Raw genomic sequence first — 15,555 nt, forward strand, 5'->3', positions numbered from 1 at the left:
CCGGTGCCGGGCCGACCGCGATGATCGGCGACGGCATCAACGATGCCCCGGCCCTGGCCGCCGCCGATGTCGGCATCGCCATGGGCGCCTCCGGTTCGGATGCGGCTATCGAGTCTGCCGATGTCGCCTTCACTGGCCATGATCTGCGTCTGATTCCCCAGGCTCTGGCGCACGCCCGCCGCGGCCGTCGAATCATCAACCAGAACATCGTCCTGTCACTGTTGATCATCGCCGTCCTGGTGCCGCTGGCCATCACCGGCGTCCTTGGATTGGCCGCCGTCGTGTTGGTCCACGAGGTCGCCGAGGTCATCGTCATCCTTAACGGCCTTCGCGCTGCCACCGGACGACGCTCCACCCTGGAGCCCCTTACCGACCGGCAGGCTCAGCCCGCCACCGTGGGATGAACCTTCGCTGTGCCTGCCGGACAGAGACTCCGCAGACACGGTGAAGGCCTCCCTGCCAGCGCCCTCCAGTTCCTTTCAATGTCTTCACGCGTCGCGCGGGGGTTCAGCCGATTCACCCTGCGCCGGGAAACGGGCGCACCACGAAAGGTAACGAATGAAAGACCGACGCAGGTATCCCCTCGTGCTCCTGACTGTCGGGATCGGGGTCGGCGTAGCGGTCCTGGACCAGTCGACCAAGTGGTGGGCGGAGCACGCCCTTTCCCTGGGTGAGCGAGTTCCGATCCTAGGAGATCTGCTCGGGCTCCAGTTGATCTATAACCCTGGCGCGGCCTTCTCGCTCGGCACTGACGCGACCTGGATCTTCACCATCATCTCGGCTGTGGCCGTCGGGGTGGCGATCTGGTTCACCCTTCGGGTCCGAACTCTGTCCTGGGCCATTGTGATTGGGTGCCTCGGTGGCGCGGCGGTCTCCCACCTGGGTGACCGGCTCCTGCGCCCACCCTCGGTCGGGCAGGGGCATATCGTGGACTTCATCGCCTATGGAGACTGGTTCATCGGCAACATAGCGGACATCTTCATCGTCGGCGGGGTGGTGGCCGTGCTCATCTTGGCCACCACGGAGCACGACCGCGACACCGCAGAAGCCCCGCAGTAGCTGCCACCAGGACACCTGCGCCGCCTGCGTCGGACGGCAAGCCCTACGGAGCAGCCCGTCGATGCCGGACGGGACCACAGGGATGCAGCGCTGTCTTGCACACGGCGACCAAGATCTTCGCGGTGGCTGCCTGCGGCATATGACTGTCTCTTCGAGGTCGCGATGCCGTTCGATAGCCTGACCTCATGGAGATGTCATGTGCTGATTGTGGATGCATGGTCAAACGGGGCGAAATCGTGCGCGCTTGCAATCGCCATCCGGCTTGTTGTTGCCGGGGTGTGCCGGTCGCGCATCTCAGAGAAGCACGGGGCGAATAGCGCACATCGCGGAAGGATCTCAGGACCCCGTGAGCGCGGCGTAAGCCCAGCTGGCGGTCACCGCGATATCCCGAGTCAGACCCGGAGCTCCTGGTTGGGGCCGATTTCAACGTCAACCGCATCACAACCCGTGACGGCCATGGCCGCGTTGCCCTCGGCCGTTGAAGCATCCGACCTCTGATCTGGTATCAGCCCAGCCCGGCTCGAACCGTTCGCACCGGAGCGGTGAAAACGGCCACGGCACGCGAGGGCCCTATTAGGGCCGAGTACGGGCCGAGACCGGGATGAGTTGATGTGTCCACCACGAGAAGGCGGCAAATATGGAGGGTTTCGTCCTCGTTCTGGCCCTGGCCGCACTGCCGGCGGCCGGCAACTTCCTCGGCGGACTGACCGCCGAGCTGCTCACGGTCTCCGGACGGGCTCTGTCCCTGTCCCTGCACCTGGCCGCGGGCATCGTGATGGCCGTGGTCGGGCTCGAGCTGATGCCCGAGGCGCTGACCGCCTCGGACCCATGGGTGCCGATCCTGGCCTTCATTGGCGGCGGAGCCCTGTTCGTGGGCATCGAGTGGCTCATTGGCTCGATTCGGAAACGCCTCGGCGCCGGTGGCGAGGTCAGCGGGCCGCTGGCGATCTTCACCGGGGTGTCCCTTGACCTGTTCAGCGACGGGGTGATGATCGGCACCGCAACCGTCCTGAACCCCTCTCTGGGCCTGCTGCTGGCCATCGGCCAGGTCCCGGCCGACGTGCCCGAGGGCTTCGCGGCGATCGCCACCTTGCGACGGGCCGGCATCCGCCGCCGCACCCGCATCCTCATGGCGGCCGCCTTCGCGGCCCCCATCCTGATGGGGGCCACTCTGGGCTATTTCGCCCTGCGCCAGGCCCCGGAGATCTTCACCCTGGCCGTACTGGCCCTGACTGGCGGGGCTCTGACCAGCGTGGTGGTCGAGGAAATGATCACCGAAGCCCACGAACACCCCACCAGCAAATGGGAACCTATCGCCCTCACTGGCGGTTTCGCCCTCTTCGCGGCCATCTCCGCCTACACCTAGGCCCGCAACAGCGGGACGGCGGCCAGACACTTTGCCGGCCGTGGTTGGTGCCGGTTCAGCCCATGGCTGTGAGCAGCTCCGCGCAGGTGTGTTCGCACCGCCGGCAGGCCTCGGCGCAGATCCCGCAGTGTTCGTGCATCTGGGCGTGGGAAGCACAGTCGTCCCCGCAGGTCTTGCAGGCGCTCCGGCAGGCCTCCAGCAGCGCCCGGGTGGTCTCGATGTTGGTGCCGGTCTGGCGGGACAGTACCGCCCCGGTGGCGGCACAAATGTCGGCGCAGTCCAGGTTCTTGCGGATGCACTCTCTCAACTCGGCGACGGTGTCCTCGGCCAGGCAGGCATCCGCGCAGGCCGTGCAGGTCTGGGCGCATTCGAGGCAGGCGGCGATGCACTCGGCCAGTTTCTGCCGGTCGATGCTGCCCACCTCCTTCGGGTAGGCCTCCAGCATCTGCTGCACACGGTCGGTCATGACGTTCCCCTTCCTCGGTGGAGCTGTTATGGGGCGCCGGTCGGCTCGGGCCGACCCTGTCACCGACCGTAGGTCGTTGGCGCCGGCCGGATGAAGACCTCACCCGCGGCCACGTCGGCCATTGCTCAGCCAATCTCCCTCGGCGAAAGTTCGTGTAGCTTAACTTTCATGCGGGCACCATCGAGGATGACGACAAGGGCCGAGACCGTCTCAGAAGCGGCGGCCGGGCAGTGCTGGGTCCGGCGCCAGCCGGTGCCCTGGCTGTTGGGGCCGGCCTTCGTGGCGGCGGTGGCCTACGTGGACCCGGGCAATGTGGCGGCCAACCTCACCGCGGGGGCCCAGTACGGGTACCTGCTGGTGTGGGTGCTGGTGGCCGCGAACCTGATGGCCGTGCTGGTGCAGTACCTCTCGGCCAAGCTCGGGCTGGTCACCGGGTCCTCGCTGCCCGAGCTGCTGGGCAAGCGGCTGCCACGGGGCAGGCGGCTGGCCTACTGGGTGCAGGCCGAGGCCGTGGCCGCGGCCACCGACCTGGCCGAGGTGCTGGGCGGGGCGATCGCCCTGCACATCCTCTTCGGGATCCCCCTGCTTCTAGGCGGACTGATCATCGGGGTGGTCTCGATGCTGTTGCTGGTCATCCAGTCCCGGCACGGCCAGCGGCCCTTCGAGTTCGTCGTGATCGGCCTGCTGGTGATCGTGACCCTCGGCTTCGTCGCCGGCCTGTTCTTCGGCCCGGTCTCCTGGGGTGCGGCGGTGGCCGGGATCGTGCCGCGCTTCGAAGGCGTCCAGACCGTGCTGCTGGCCGCCAGCATGCTCGGGGCCACGGTCATGCCGCACGCGATCTACGCACATTCGTCCCTGGCCCGGGACCGGCACGGCAGCCCGCTCCCCACCGCGGCGCTGCCGCGGCTGCTGACCGCGACCCGCTGGGATGTGGTGCTGTCCCTGCTGGTGGCCGGGTCCGTGAATATCGCCATGCTGCTGCTGGCCGCTGGCAACCTGGCCGGGGTTCCCGGCACCGACAGCATCGAGGGCGCCCATGCAGCGATCACCACCGCGCTGGGCCCGGTGGTCGGTATCGCCTTCGGCCTGGGGCTGCTGGCCTCCGGGCTGGCCTCGACCTCGGTGGGCTGCTACGCCGGCTCGACCATCATGGCCGGGCTGCTGCACCGGAACATCCCGCAGGCAGCCCGCCGGACCATCACCCTGATTCCGGCGCTGGCGGTCATTGCCGCCGGGGTGGAGCCGACGTGGGCGCTCGTGCTTTCCCAGGTGGTGCTGAGCCTGGGCATCCCCTTCGCCCTGATCCCCCTGGTCGCCCTGACCGGCAACCACACGGTGATGGGGTCCTTCACCAATCGGGCGCCGTTGCAAGTGGCGGCCTGGGTGGTCGTGGGCCTGATCGTGGCACTGAATCTGGCCCTGATCGGGCTAATGGCCACCGGCCAAGGCTGATGACCACCGGCAAGGCTGAGACCCCGGGGTTGGGTAGCGTGGCCGGTATGGACCCGAGCGAGCTCACCCCCGTGGCCCAGGACTACCTCAAGGTCATTTGGTCGGCCACCGAATGGGGAGACCCGCCCATCACCACCACCGCCCTGGCCTCCCGCCTCGGCACCACGGCCCCGAACGTCGCCGACACCGTCAAACGTCTGGCCGCCCAGGGGCTGGTGGAGTACCGCCCGTACAAACCGGTCAACCTCACCGCAGCCGGACGGGACTACGCCGTGGCCATGGTCCGCCGCCACCGGCTTCTCGAGACTTTCCTGGTCACCACCCTGGGCTACTCCTGGGACCAGGTCCACGACGAGGCCGATCGGCTCGAACACGCCGCCTCCCAAACGCTCATCGAACGTATCGACGCCCTGCTCGGCCACCCCGACCGCGACCCGCACGGAGACCCCATCCCGACCGTGGAGGGCCACACCCACCGACCGGCCCACGCCATCCGCCTGGCCGACGCCGCCCCCGACATCTACCGCATCGCGAGGGTCTCGGATGCCGATCCCGCCCGCCTGAATCGCTTCAGCGGCCACGGCCTGCGGCCTGGCCAGACGGTCCGGGTGGGTGAGCGTGAGGCCGGTGAACTGACCATCAGCCTCCCGGGCAACGACCAAGCCCCGCTGGTCCTGGCCCCGGAGGAAACCAAAGCGATCTGGGTCAGCCCGGCGGCATCCGCAGGTCTTCGAGGACCTGCGTCCATCTAGGCGGAACCCGGATTACGGGGTCCCGCTCCCGGGCGTGGAAGACTAGGCCGATGACAGCCAAGGCTCCCTGCAACCATGGATGAGGCCGGCATGGACGGACCGGTCTGGATCCCGACGGAGCCCCCCAGCCTGGAGAACTTCCTCGCTCCCACCTTGCAGCCGATCCCGCTGATCCCCGCCATCGCCGTGGTGCTGGGCTTGCTGTATCTGGCCGGGGCGCTGCGGCTCTGGAGCGCCAGACGTCGGTGGCCGGTGTGGAGGACCCTGTGCTTCTTGCTGGGGTGCGCGGTTATCGCGGTGACCATGGGCGCCGGAGTCGAAGGCTACGGGCTGAAGATGTTCTCCGTGTTCATCTTCCAACAACTGACCTTGATGATCGCCATCCCCCCGCTATTGGTGTTGGGCAGCCCGGGCACCCTGTTACTGCGGGCCACCCCTCACCGCGGACCTGGCAGGGCGGTGCTGCGACTGGCCCAAGCCGGCCTGCGCTCCCGGCTGGGCCGGATCGCCCTTCACCCGGGATTCACCATCCCGCTGTTCCTGATCACGTACTACGGGATCTACCTCAGTGGGCTGGACGACCGACTATTGCCCACCTGGTACGGCCACACGGGCCTGGAACTGCTGTTCTTGGCCTCGGGGGTCCTGTTCACCATCCCGCTGCTATCCAGCGACCCCTTGCCAGCCAGGCAGGGCTTTGGCGGCCGCATGTTCGATGTGGCCATCGAGATGCCGCTGCACGCCTTCTTCGGGGTGGTCCTGATGATGGCCACCACCCCGATCGTGGAGTTCTTCGCCACGCCCCCGGCCAGCTGGGGCCTCGATCCGATGGAGGACCAGCAGATCGCCGGTGGCCTGGCCTGGGCCTACGGCGAACTGCCCACCGTGCTGATCCTGGTCTTCATCGCCCACCAGTGGTTCCGCGCGGACACCCGCCAAGCCCGCCGTGCCGATGCCGAAGCCGACCTCAACGGCACCCCGGAGCTTGATGCGTACAACGCCTACCTCGAACAACTCGCCGCCGGAACACCTCCGGGCCCATCGCGGTAAAGCCCTTCTCCGGCCTGGACTATCCGCCGGCCCGCCCTTCGACTCGTGATCGCTCATGCTTTCCGACTCTGGCGCGATCCGTTGGTACGCTAAGGGCGTTTTCTACAGGAGGTAGAAGTTGTTGCGACGACAGGCCGTGCGGCCACTTGGCCCCATCCTGGCCTTCCTGGCAGTGCTGATGCTGGTCCTGCTGGCCCCCCTTTCCCCGGCCTCGGCTCATGATGCTGTGACGGGAACGAATCCTGACGACGGGCAGAATCTGGAGACGGTCCCGGAGGCCATCGACATCGTCTTCACCGATACCCCGCTGTCTCTGGGCTCACAGATCCTGGTCGAGGACGACCAGGGCGAGAACTGGGCTGCCGGGGAAGTGGAGATCTCCGGCAATACGGCTTCTCAGGCACTCAAGCCCGACACCCCCGCCGGTGAGTACACCGTGACCTGGCGTGTGGTGTCCTCGGACTCCCACCCGATCGAAGGCACGTTCAGCTTCACTGCGGCCGGGGCCGCCGCCGACCCATCCTCAACCCCCAGCACGCCGGCCTCGAGCCAGTCGCCGCCTGCCGCCACCACAACCGAGCCCACGACGGCCCCGATGACCGACACGGCGGCACCGGCCTCCGAGGATGCCGGACCGGGCTTCCCGATCGGCTTCGTCATTGCGCTGGGCGTGCTGCTTCTCGCTCTGGCGGTCGTCGTCGTGACTGTCCTGGCCCGTCGAGGTCGAACGGACGGCCCGGGGTCCAGTGAATGACTACCGACACGCCGGCCGGGGTTTCCATGGGTCAACCGTCGAGCGCTGATCATCCGGAATCCGCAGCCCAGCAACGCCGATCGGGACGGGCCTGGATCTGGCTGGTGGCGGCCTTTGTCCTCGCCACGGCCGTCGTCGCCGCCAGCGCCGCGTTTTCCGGGGCCGTCGCCGAACGCGAGACCCTGGACCCGGGCGCCTTCGCCCGGTGGGCCCTGCCGATCGTTCTGACCGTCCATCATCTCGCGGTCGCAGTGGTGGCCGGCTGCCTACTCTTCGCGGTCGCCCTCCTGCCGCCCTGGCGTGACCGGGCAGCAGGCGCTGCCGGTGACCGAGAACAGCGGCAGGATCCCCATCCAGCCTTCACCCGCGCCATGGCCACTGCCTCCGCCGTCTCGATTGTCTGGGTATTTTCTGCGGTGGCCGTCTTCGTGCTGACCTATGCCAATCTCTCCGGGCAGCCGGTGTCCGGCAGCGAGGCGTTCGCCCGCGAGCTGGTCTACTTCGGCACCGACCTGCTCGTCGGCCAGGCTTGGGCCACCGTCGTAGCGATCGCCTTCACCGTCTGTACCCTGACCTTTCTGGTCCGGTCTCCAGTCGCCTTGGTCGCCACCACCTTTCTCGCCCTATCCACGGCCATCCCGATCTCCCTGGTCGGGCACGCAGCCGGCAGCGACGACCACTTTGCCGGCGTCGGCGCCCTGGTTGTGCACTGGCTCGGCGTCCTGGTCTGGGTGGGTGGCGTGGCCGCCCTCGTGGTCGTGGTCCCGGCATTGACCGGTTCCCAGGCCGGGGCCAACACCTCCGGTGGTGTCCCGCTGGCCAGGACGGTGTTGGAACGCTTCTCGACGCTGGCAGGTGTGGCGTTCTTCCTCGTCTTCGCCTCCGGGGTGGTCAACTCCGTGTTGCGCCTGGGGGACTGGGAGGGGCTGTTTACCCGGTACGGCCAACTGATCCTGATCAAAGCCGCCGCGACCCTGCTGCTGGGAGCCATCGGCCTAGCCCACCGCCGATGGGCCATCGGACGGCTCGAGACCGTCTCGGCCGGCCGGACGGCCTGGCGACTGGTCATCGTCGAGCTGGGCATCATGGCCAGCATCATCGGAGTGACCGCGGCCCTGGGCCGGACCGCACCACCGGTGCCCCAGGAGATCGAACCGGCGATCACCCCGGCCGAGGTCCTCACCGGCTACCTGCTGCCCCCCGAACTGAGCTGGGACCGGTGGCTCACCGAGTGGCGCTGGGACTGGCTCTGGGTGGCCTTCGTTGCCGTCGCTGCCGCCGTCTACCTCCTCGGCGTGCGCAAGGCCCAGGTCTGGCCGTGGCAACGAACCGCCAGCTGGATGACGGGACTGGCCGTGCTGCTCTACGTCACCTGCTCGGCACCAACCATCTACGGCATGGTCCTCTTCAGCGCCCACTCCCTCATGCTGCTGGCCCTGGCCGTTCTCGTCCCGCTGCTGCTGGTCCTCGGTGCGCCCCTGCAGCTGATGGCCCGCACGGTCGCCCGTCGCACCGACGGCATCCGGGGCGCCCGCGAATGGGTGGACGTCGTACGCCCAGCGCTGTCATACCCGGCCCTCAATGCCGTCGTGCTGGCTGCCTCGCTCGGGCTGGTCTACTACACCCCACTCTTCCGCCTGGTGCTGGAATACTGGATCGTCCACCAAGTCGCGAACCTGTACTTCCTCGCCGTGGGATTCTGCTTCATGACCTCGGTGATCGCACCCTCCAGCGGGCGTCCGATACCGCGAACCGCTCAGATCCGCACCGCAGCGATCCTGGCCGGTGCGCTGTTGCTCTGGGCCATCGTGCTGGCCGCCGGAGTCCTCCCGGTGCTGGAGCCCGACTGGTTCGTCAACATGGCACGCACGTGGGGGCCACCGGTCACCCTGGACCAGCAACTGGCCGGAATCTCGGTGCTGGTGGCTGGGTTCGCCCCGATGGCTTTCCTGCTGACCGCATTGATCCTGTATCGGGCCCCACGCCATGAAAGCGCACCCAGCTCGACCTCTTGAAGCGACCCGGGTGCATACCGGTCCTGCATCACCATTACAGCGAGAGGTGGCCTTCCCGGTTCTTCCATGGGACCAGCATCCGAAAGCCCCAGAGGTCTGTCGGTTCGGCACGACGATTCCAAGTAACGCCGTACGGGGATATCATCGTCGTATGACGATTTATCCTCTGCATGCCGAGTCTGCGGGCTTGAAGGACCGTGGTGCCTATGCGGCGTTGTTCCACGCCCTGTCTGAGCCGACCCGTCTGGCACTGTTGGAGCACCTGGCCACCGGTGAGCACCGGGTGCGGGACCTCGTGGACCACATGCATCTGGCTCAGTCCACGGTGAGTAAGCACCTGGCCTGCCTGCGGGACTGCGGGTTGGTCACGGTACGCGCAGAGGGGCGGTCCTCGTGGTTCCGCCTGGCCGATCCGGGCCGGCTGGCCGAACTCATGGCGATTGCGGACGAGCTGCTCAGCGCCTCAGGTGTCGCACTATCGCTGCGCGACCATCACGATCACGATGAACTGGCCGCCGGGGAGGGCTGATGGGCGCCGGACACAATCATGGCCAGGTGCCGCAGCGAGCCGACCGGGGGATGCGCCGCCGGCTGCTCGTCGCTTTCGGCCTGACTGCGGTCATCGTGGTGGCCCAGGCCGTCGGCAGCGTGGTCACCGGCAGCCTGGCCCTCCTGACCGACACCGCCCATGCCGTGGGCGACGCCTCCGGGCTGCTGGTGGCCGTCATCGCCGCGACCATGATGCTGCGCCCAGCGAACAGCAACCGGACATGGGGATTCGCCCGGATCGAGGTCGTCGCCGCTCTCGGTCAGGCAGCTTTGCTGCTCGTGGTTGGCACCTATGCCGCCGTCGAAGGCATCCGCCGGCTCTTCGAACCCCAGGAGGTGCCCGGCACCGAACTGCTGGTCTTCGGCATCGTTGGGCTAGTCGCCAACATCGCCGCCATCGCGGTGCTGGCAACCAGCCGGGGTGCGAACTTCAACATGCGCGCCGCGTTCCTAGAGGTCTTCAACGACGCCCTTGGGTCGTTGGGGGTGATCATCGCTGCCATCGTCATCAACACCACCGGATTCCAACAGGCCGACACCATCGCTGCCCTGTTCATCGCCGCCCTGATCGTTCCCCGCGCCTTCATGCTTCTGCGAGAGACCGTGCGGGTGCTCATGGAGTTCACCCCCAAGGGGGTGGACCTGGACGAGGTTCGGACCCACATCCTGGAACTGGACCACGTCCGCGAGGTCCACGATCTGCACGCTTCAATGATCGGCACCGGCCAGCCAGTCATCACTGCCCACGTCGTCGTCGATGACCGGTGTTTCGAATCCGGACATGCCCCGCAGGTCCTGGAAACGATGCAGGCCTGTTTGCGGGAACACTTCCCAGTCTCTTTCGACCACGCCACCATCCAGCTCGAGACCGCCGAGCTGCGAGGACGGGAATCGGGCGCAGTCCAACATGCCTGAAACGAAATAATTACCCCCACGGGGTTCTCACCGACGCGACAATAAGCAGTCGATAATAGTCCGACGCTGACGTCCGCGACAGGCGAATCCGAGTCAAGGCCGGTGGGGTTCCTCGCCTGCTCGGAACACCACAGGCGGGCGGCCGCAAGCGGCCGGCTGTTTTGTCCTGGTCCGCCGGAACGGCGTCGACCAGGACGCCGGCCCTGACGGGCCGGATCTTCTTCGTTTTTTGCTGCTGTCCTTCGGATGATGCGCCCCGGCTCCACCGGCACAAGCCCCTCCTGCGTCGGGGCCGGTTCCCCCGGAAACTTCCGGTCGGCGCTCCCTCGTTCCTCGGTCGCTTCTTTCCTCCCGGAACTTTCCTCCTCCACCGCCCTACGGGTTGATGCCGGCTCCGTCCGGGGCAGCTCACTGCGTTTCGCCAGCAGGCAAAAAAATACGGGGGAACGACGAAGCGCGGGGCTGGCACCGCGACCCCCTTCACCTATCCGTGGAGGAAGAAATGACCACCTTTACCGCTACCACCATCGCTGATGTTCTCGACTACGCCGCCGGAGTTCTCGGCCTACGGCCCACCCATTCGCTGGTCGTGCTGCCGATGCAGGACAACGCCTTGGGCCCGGTGCTCCGCACCGATGCCCCCGGCACTGACGTTCCGGCGCAGACCGTGGCGGACTCGATCATCGAGAACCTGTCTCACGCCCTCGCAGATGGCGCGCTGTTTATCGGGTTCGACGCGGACCCGGCCGTGGTCCAGGCCGTGGCCGAGGCCATGACCAAGCGCGGCCTGCCAATCCACGAAACGATCCACGTGGCTGGCAACCACTACACCGCGTTCCACGGGACCGAGGGGGAATGGAACCCCGGACAGACCGCGATCGGCCTGGAAACCGCCTACAACCGGGACGAACGCGACCAGATCCCCGAGTTGCCCACCCCTGCAGGGTTGGCGGCAGAGCCCGCACTGACCGAGCGGGCCCGGCTGGTGCGCACGGACCATGCGGAAGCCATGACCGAAGTCCGGGGCCTGTGGGCTACCGTCCTGGCCGGAGCCGAGCCGACCCCCGCCCAGATCCGCACCTTGCGGGCCGCGTTCAGCCTCTACGAGTCCCGGGACCGCCTGCACGCAGACACCTACGGGGCCGGAGACGGGCCCGGGTGGGAAGCGATCTTCACCGGCGACCCGGGCGAGCCGGTGGTATGGGGGAAGGTCGAAGCCGGAGAGGCCGCCCTGCGCCTGCTGGTCACGCACGCCGACACCGTTGAGGCCGCACACCTGTTGGCCCTGCTGGCACACATCTACTGGATGCAGGGACGCGGCACCGCCGCCGGACGAACCGCAGATCGAGCCTGCGAATCCGACGCAGACAACACGTTCGCCCGACTGATCTCCCACCTGACGAACGCCGGAAAGCTGGCCCCGGTCGCCCGCGACCGAGACCGGGCATGGTCCACGAACCGGCCCCAGTGATCCCAACCCGGTAACCCGGGGGCGGGGTTATCCACAGGATGACCCCGTCCCCGGGCGCGACCACCGGGAACCTGCCTACGCTGGGAACAGCCCAACAGCAGGAGCACTAGCAGGGACCCCCCGCCCTCCCGGCGGGACTCCCTGCCAAGCGCCACCCACACCAGGAGCCCCCATGAGCGCCACCCCCCACACCATGGCAGGCATGGCCGCCGCCCGCGTCAGCGAGCTGCCCCTGGCGGCCATCACGATCTACCGTGCCGAACTGCGCGAGGCCCGACGCCCCTCCGGGGCACGGGCACGCACCGGCCTAGCGCTACGCCTGGAAGCAACGATCGCAACTCTCTTGGCCGCCGGCTACGCCGCCGCCCACGACCAACCCTGGGCGGCCGTTCCCCTCGGGCTCATCAACCTCGCGATAGTGGCTGGCCCCTTGGCGATCACCGCCCTACCAGACTGGATCGCGTGGACTGACAGTAACGGTCACGCCGTGACGATCACCGACCCCAACGCCAAGCCCATCGGGTACTGGAGTCTCGCTCCAGACCCGAGCGCAACCGGGAGCCAAGTCGAGGCGCACCTAACGGCCATGCTCGAGGGAACGTCACCCGCCGCCGCGACACGGGTGGATCTATTTACCGCCGAGCGGCACACCGCCCCACCATGGGATACCCGCCACCACACGAACTAAACTCAACCCTCCGTACCCCTCCACGGGTACCGGCCCCACAAGGGCCACCACCGGCCCCGGGTTTCGTCGCCCGGGGCCGGCCATGCGATAGACCCGGTGACACTGCGGCCACTCCTTGCAAGACACAGCAGCCACCACGGGGGAGCGCCCCCGGAGTTCCTCGAAGCCGGGGCCTAGGATTCCTCGTCAGGTAACGCGTCCAGAGCGGCGATGAGCTGGTCCTCCGCAGGGACCAGATTCCGGTCGGCCGCCGGCAGTTGATCGTAGGTGTAGGCGGAAACCGCCAGTGGTGACGTTGACCGACCCAAGGCGTATCGGACGGTGTGGTCGTTCTTGCTGCCGCAAATCAGGATCCCCACCGTGGGCGCGTGAGCCTCGCGCTTGAGCAGGTCATCAACCAGGGCGACGTAGAAGTTCAGCTTGCCGGCATACTCCGGTTGGAACTTGCCAGTCTTGAGCTCGATGACGAAGCAACGCAGCTGCTCGACGTGGAAGAACAACAGGTCGATGTAGAAGTCATCTCCGTCCACCTCGAGGTGCACCTGACGCCCCACGAAAGCGAAGCCGTGCCCCAGCTCCCACAACGTCTCGGCGATCCGGTCCATCAGGGCCTGCTCCAGATCACGCTCTGCAACAGCTCCGGACAAGCCCAAGAACTCAAAGGAATACGGGTCCTTGGCGACCTGCTGCGCCAACTCGGAATCCGGGGCCGCCAGATGGGTGCCGAAGTTCGACGGGGCGGTGCCGGAACGCTCCAGGGACCGGTTCATGATCATGTTCATCAACACATTCCGCGACCACCCATGCTCCACGGCCGCGGCAGCATAACGGTCCCGCGCCGACACGGCATCGAGCTTATCCAGCAGGACGCGGACGTGGCCCCACGGCAAATGTCCCACAGGCTGTGGGACATTTGGGTCCCAGTCCGGCCACGCCGCGGCGAAAGCCCGCATGTAGAACAGGTTGCTGCGGGAGAAACCCGTCATCTGGGGGAACTCAGCCCGCAGATCCTGGGCCAACCGGCCAATGACCCCGCTACCCCAGCCCTGGTGTTGTTGCCGGGTCAGGCTGTCCCGCCCGATCCTCCAGTAGAGCCCGAGCAGGTCCGTGTTGACCCGACGCAAAGTTTGTAGACGGGCGCCCCGGACGTGCTACTTCAGCCAGGCTAGAAAGGCCGGGTAATCATCGGGCAGGGCGAGCTCAGCGGGATCAGTCACGGACCGCATCCTATCGACGAAGGCCAGTGCCTAACCGTTGAGCTCCCGCGTAGTGCGATCAACATTTGGAACGCCACGAACAGTCAACAACCTGGACCGCTGCCGCCCACTAGAGGACTGTGGCGATCCCTCTCGAAAGAACGGCCGCTACAGTCCTCCAATGGTCAGCACCAGACAGAAGATGGTCAGGAGAGCAAAAGCTCGAACGCAAATGGACCGAGAAGAAAGATACTCGCCCCAGTCCACGTGACCCATCGGGGGAGAGGTAGGCGCCGGGCCAACATCAGATTGACCCACATGAAGACGGGCACAAGAATCAGCAGCCATGCTGCGCCGATACTCAACCCCAGACCCGGGGAATCCAACTGGCGATAACCGATAGGACCGAAATAGTGAAGCAGGGCGAGATAGGCCATCCCCAACGGAACATAACTCACCAGCCCGAACATCAGTGAATCGCCCTGGGTTTCTTGGAGACTCCTGACCTTGGAAACGAGGATGGGGTTATGCCGAAGGACATCTCGCAGGATCAGCCGACCACGCGTCGGTACAGCGCGGAGGAGAAGGCCGCGGCGGTACGCATGGTCCGTACCCTGCGCGCTGAGCTGGGTACCACTCAGGGCACCGTGAAGCGGGTGGCTGAACAGCTCGGTTACGGGACGGAGTCGGTGCGGACCTGGGTCAAGCAGGCCGACGTCGATGACGGCCACACTCCGGGCGTCACCACCGATGAGGCCGCGAGAATGCTGGCTTTGGAGCAGGAGAATCGCGAGTTGCGCCGCGCCAACGAAATTCTCAAGAGGGCTGCTTCTTTCTTCGGGGCGGAGCTCGACCGCCAACACAAGAGATAGTCGCCTTCATCGACGCCAACCGGCACGAGTTCTTCGATGGCCACAAGCTCGGAGTCGAGCCCATCTGCACCGCCCTGCGCCAAGCAGGAGTGCAGGTGGCTCCGAGCACGTACTACTCCGCGAAGTCCCGTGCACCCTCCGTGCGATCGAAACGGGATGCGGTGATGGCCCCGATCGTGCGGCAGCTGTGGGAGGAGAACTACCGGGTCTACGGGGCTCGGAAGATCTGGAAGGCCGCCCAGCGCGCCGGCCACCAGATCGGACGGGACCAGGTGGCCCGTCTCATGAGTGCCGAGGGAATCGAAGGAGTGCGACGAACCAAGAGGGTACGGACCACCCGCCCGGATCCTGAAGCGCCCCGTCACCCTGACCTGGTGGGCCGACAGTTCACCGCCGAGACGCCAAACCAGCTGTGGGTCACCGACCTGACCTATGTGCCGACCTGGGCCGGCGTCGCCTACGTGTGCTTCATCATCGACGCCTGCTCGCGCGCGATTGTCGGCTGGCGGGTCGCCTCGCACATGCGGACCTCCATGGTCCTGGATGCAATCGAGATGGCCCGCTGGTCCCGCGGCACCACACTGACCGGCTTGCGCTGCCATAGCGATGCAGGATCGCAATTCACATCGATTCGCTACGGGGAGCGGCTGGCCGAGATCGGGGCGGTGCCCTCGATCGGCACCGTCGGCGACAGCTACGATTGTCAGTCTGTTTCTGCCGCGTCCCGCAAGGATGAGGTAGTCCTGGCCGGAGTGTTCTGACCCTTGCTTACGATTGGCCCGTAGGGTGCCTTGGCGTTGATCTGTCGAGCCTCCGGCCGGGCGCAGTACCGCTGCCGCCGGATCGGGCGTGACCTGATAGGAGCCTGGAGCCTCGTCAAAGCGTCCCCATGACAGTCCTGTCCACCCGCCGGCGACAGCGTGAGACCACGCTAACCGGTGAAGGAGACA

14 protein-coding genes, 2 pseudogenes and 1 other annotated feature are annotated in these 15,555 nt (G+C 66.8%); of the genes and pseudogenes, 13 read left to right on the top strand and 3 right to left on the bottom strand.

Features of this window, described 5'->3' with window-relative positions; translation table 11 throughout:
* The 3 genes from ACFFIO_RS16940 to ACFFIO_RS16950 form a co-directional block, all read left to right on the top strand.
* A partial coding sequence (locus ACFFIO_RS16940; protein ID WP_378043685.1) for an HAD-IC family P-type ATPase occupies positions 1-404 on the top strand: 404 nt, incomplete at its 5' end.
* A 181-nt stretch (positions 405-585) separates the two neighbouring features.
* The gene (locus ACFFIO_RS16945; RefSeq protein WP_236558211.1) at positions 586-1,059 is read left to right on the top strand and encodes a signal peptidase II; all 474 of its coding nucleotides are present in this window, start codon (positions 586-588) and stop codon (positions 1,057-1,059) included.
* 637 nt (positions 1,060-1,696) lie between these two features.
* Positions 1,697-2,425, top strand: a complete 729-nt coding sequence (locus tag ACFFIO_RS16950) for a ZIP family metal transporter (protein ID WP_159555369.1) — start codon at positions 1,697-1,699, stop codon at positions 2,423-2,425.
* Positions 2,426-2,480: 55 nt separating this feature from the next.
* Here the strand turns inward: ACFFIO_RS16950 and ACFFIO_RS16955 are convergent, their stop codons facing one another.
* The gene (locus tag ACFFIO_RS16955) at positions 2,481-2,891 is read right to left on the bottom strand and encodes a four-helix bundle copper-binding protein (protein ID WP_159555367.1); all 411 of its coding nucleotides are present in this window, start codon (positions 2,889-2,891) and stop codon (positions 2,481-2,483) included.
* 186 nt (positions 2,892-3,077) lie between these two features.
* Here ACFFIO_RS16955 and ACFFIO_RS16960 point away from each other — a divergent pair, with 186 nt between their 5' ends.
* The 9 genes from ACFFIO_RS16960 (at position 3,078) to ACFFIO_RS17000 (ending at position 12,537) form a co-directional block, all read left to right on the top strand.
* The gene (locus ACFFIO_RS16960; RefSeq protein ID WP_378043687.1) at positions 3,078-4,343 is read left to right on the top strand and encodes an Nramp family divalent metal transporter; all 1,266 of its coding nucleotides are present in this window, start codon (positions 3,078-3,080) and stop codon (positions 4,341-4,343) included.
* Entirely contained in the window at positions 4,343-5,095 is a 753-nt protein-coding gene (locus ACFFIO_RS16965) for a metal-dependent transcriptional regulator (protein WP_236558210.1), read from the top strand. The genes ACFFIO_RS16960 and ACFFIO_RS16965 overlap by 1 nt, the downstream gene beginning before the upstream one ends.
* A gap of 75 nt (positions 5,096-5,170) precedes the next feature.
* A complete protein-coding gene (locus ACFFIO_RS16970; RefSeq protein WP_159555363.1) occupies positions 5,171-6,145 on the top strand; it encodes a cytochrome c oxidase assembly protein in 975 nt (324 codons plus the stop codon).
* 121 nt (positions 6,146-6,266) lie between these two features.
* A complete protein-coding gene (locus ACFFIO_RS16975; protein ID WP_229672824.1) occupies positions 6,267-6,899 on the top strand; it encodes a copper resistance CopC family protein in 633 nt (210 codons plus the stop codon).
* The gene (locus ACFFIO_RS16980; protein WP_229672826.1) at positions 6,896-8,914 is read left to right on the top strand and encodes a bifunctional copper resistance protein CopD/cytochrome c oxidase assembly protein; all 2,019 of its coding nucleotides are present in this window, start codon (positions 6,896-6,898) and stop codon (positions 8,912-8,914) included. Before ACFFIO_RS16975 ends, ACFFIO_RS16980 begins: the two co-directional genes overlap by 4 nt.
* Positions 8,915-9,065: 151 nt before the next feature.
* Positions 9,066-9,443, top strand: a complete 378-nt coding sequence (locus ACFFIO_RS16985; RefSeq protein WP_159555361.1) for an ArsR/SmtB family transcription factor — start codon at positions 9,066-9,068, stop codon at positions 9,441-9,443.
* The gene (locus ACFFIO_RS16990) at positions 9,443-10,378 is read left to right on the top strand and encodes a cation diffusion facilitator family transporter (protein ID WP_159555359.1); all 936 of its coding nucleotides are present in this window, start codon (positions 9,443-9,445) and stop codon (positions 10,376-10,378) included. Before ACFFIO_RS16985 ends, ACFFIO_RS16990 begins: the two co-directional genes overlap by 1 nt.
* Before the next feature lie 502 nt (positions 10,379-10,880).
* Entirely contained in the window at positions 10,881-11,849 is a 969-nt protein-coding gene (locus ACFFIO_RS16995; RefSeq protein ID WP_159555357.1) for a DUF4192 family protein, read from the top strand.
* Positions 11,850-12,021: 172 nt separating this feature from the next.
* Positions 12,022-12,537 carry a hypothetical protein gene (locus ACFFIO_RS17000; protein WP_159555355.1) on the top strand — a complete coding sequence of 172 codons (516 nt, stop codon included), beginning with the start codon at positions 12,022-12,024 and terminating at the stop codon, positions 12,535-12,537.
* Between the two features lie 173 nt (positions 12,538-12,710).
* Here the strand turns inward: ACFFIO_RS17000 and ACFFIO_RS17365 are convergent, their stop codons facing one another.
* Both ACFFIO_RS17365 and ACFFIO_RS17370 read right to left on the bottom strand, forming a co-directional pair.
* Entirely contained in the window at positions 12,711-13,319 is a 609-nt protein-coding gene (locus ACFFIO_RS17365) for a PDDEXK nuclease domain-containing protein (protein ID WP_236558212.1), read from the bottom strand.
* A pseudogene (locus ACFFIO_RS17370) lies at positions 13,299-13,673 on the bottom strand (DUF1016 N-terminal domain-containing protein); the annotation flags it as partial. The pseudogene ACFFIO_RS17370 and the gene ACFFIO_RS17365, both read right to left, overlap by 21 nt.
* A gap of 587 nt (positions 13,674-14,260) precedes the next feature.
* On the opposite strand from ACFFIO_RS17370, the pseudogene ACFFIO_RS17010 reads away from it, so the two are divergent.
* Positions 14,261-15,306: pseudogene (locus ACFFIO_RS17010) on the top strand (IS3 family transposase); the annotation flags it as partial.
* Positions 14,560-14,709, top strand: a sequence feature (AL1L pseudoknot). Its footprint overlaps the pseudogene before it by 150 nt.
* Positions 15,307-15,555 lie beyond the last annotated feature (249 nt).

The organism is Citricoccus parietis (assembly GCF_042433045.1).
Taxonomy (GTDB): domain Bacteria; phylum Actinomycetota; class Actinomycetes; order Actinomycetales; family Micrococcaceae; genus Citricoccus; species Citricoccus parietis.

What these genes read in the sequence shown, in the direction of transcription:
- ACFFIO_RS16955 (WP_159555367.1), bottom strand. Translation starts at nt 2,891, where the DNA reads ATGACCGACCGTGTGCAGCAGATGCTGGAGGCCTACCCGAAGGAGGTG.
- ACFFIO_RS16990 (WP_159555359.1), top strand. Translation starts at nt 9,443, where the DNA reads ATGGGCGCCGGACACAATCATGGCCAGGTGCCGCAGCGAGCCGACCGG.
- ACFFIO_RS16950 (WP_159555369.1), top strand. Translation starts at nt 1,697, where the DNA reads ATGGAGGGTTTCGTCCTCGTTCTGGCCCTGGCCGCACTGCCGGCGGCC.
- ACFFIO_RS16965 (WP_236558210.1), top strand. Translation starts at nt 4,343, where the DNA reads ATGACCACCGGCAAGGCTGAGACCCCGGGGTTGGGTAGCGTGGCCGGT.
- ACFFIO_RS16995 (WP_159555357.1), top strand. Translation starts at nt 10,881, where the DNA reads ATGACCACCTTTACCGCTACCACCATCGCTGATGTTCTCGACTACGCC.
- ACFFIO_RS16960 (WP_378043687.1), top strand. Translation starts at nt 3,078, where the DNA reads ATGACGACAAGGGCCGAGACCGTCTCAGAAGCGGCGGCCGGGCAGTGC.
- ACFFIO_RS16980 (WP_229672826.1), top strand. Translation starts at nt 6,896, where the DNA reads ATGACTACCGACACGCCGGCCGGGGTTTCCATGGGTCAACCGTCGAGC.
- ACFFIO_RS17365 (WP_236558212.1), bottom strand. Translation starts at nt 13,319, where the DNA reads ATGAACATGATCATGAACCGGTCCCTGGAGCGTTCCGGCACCGCCCCG.
- ACFFIO_RS17000 (WP_159555355.1), top strand. Translation starts at nt 12,022, where the DNA reads ATGAGCGCCACCCCCCACACCATGGCAGGCATGGCCGCCGCCCGCGTC.
- ACFFIO_RS16970 (WP_159555363.1), top strand. Translation starts at nt 5,171, where the DNA reads ATGGATGAGGCCGGCATGGACGGACCGGTCTGGATCCCGACGGAGCCC.
- ACFFIO_RS16985 (WP_159555361.1), top strand. Translation starts at nt 9,066, where the DNA reads ATGACGATTTATCCTCTGCATGCCGAGTCTGCGGGCTTGAAGGACCGT.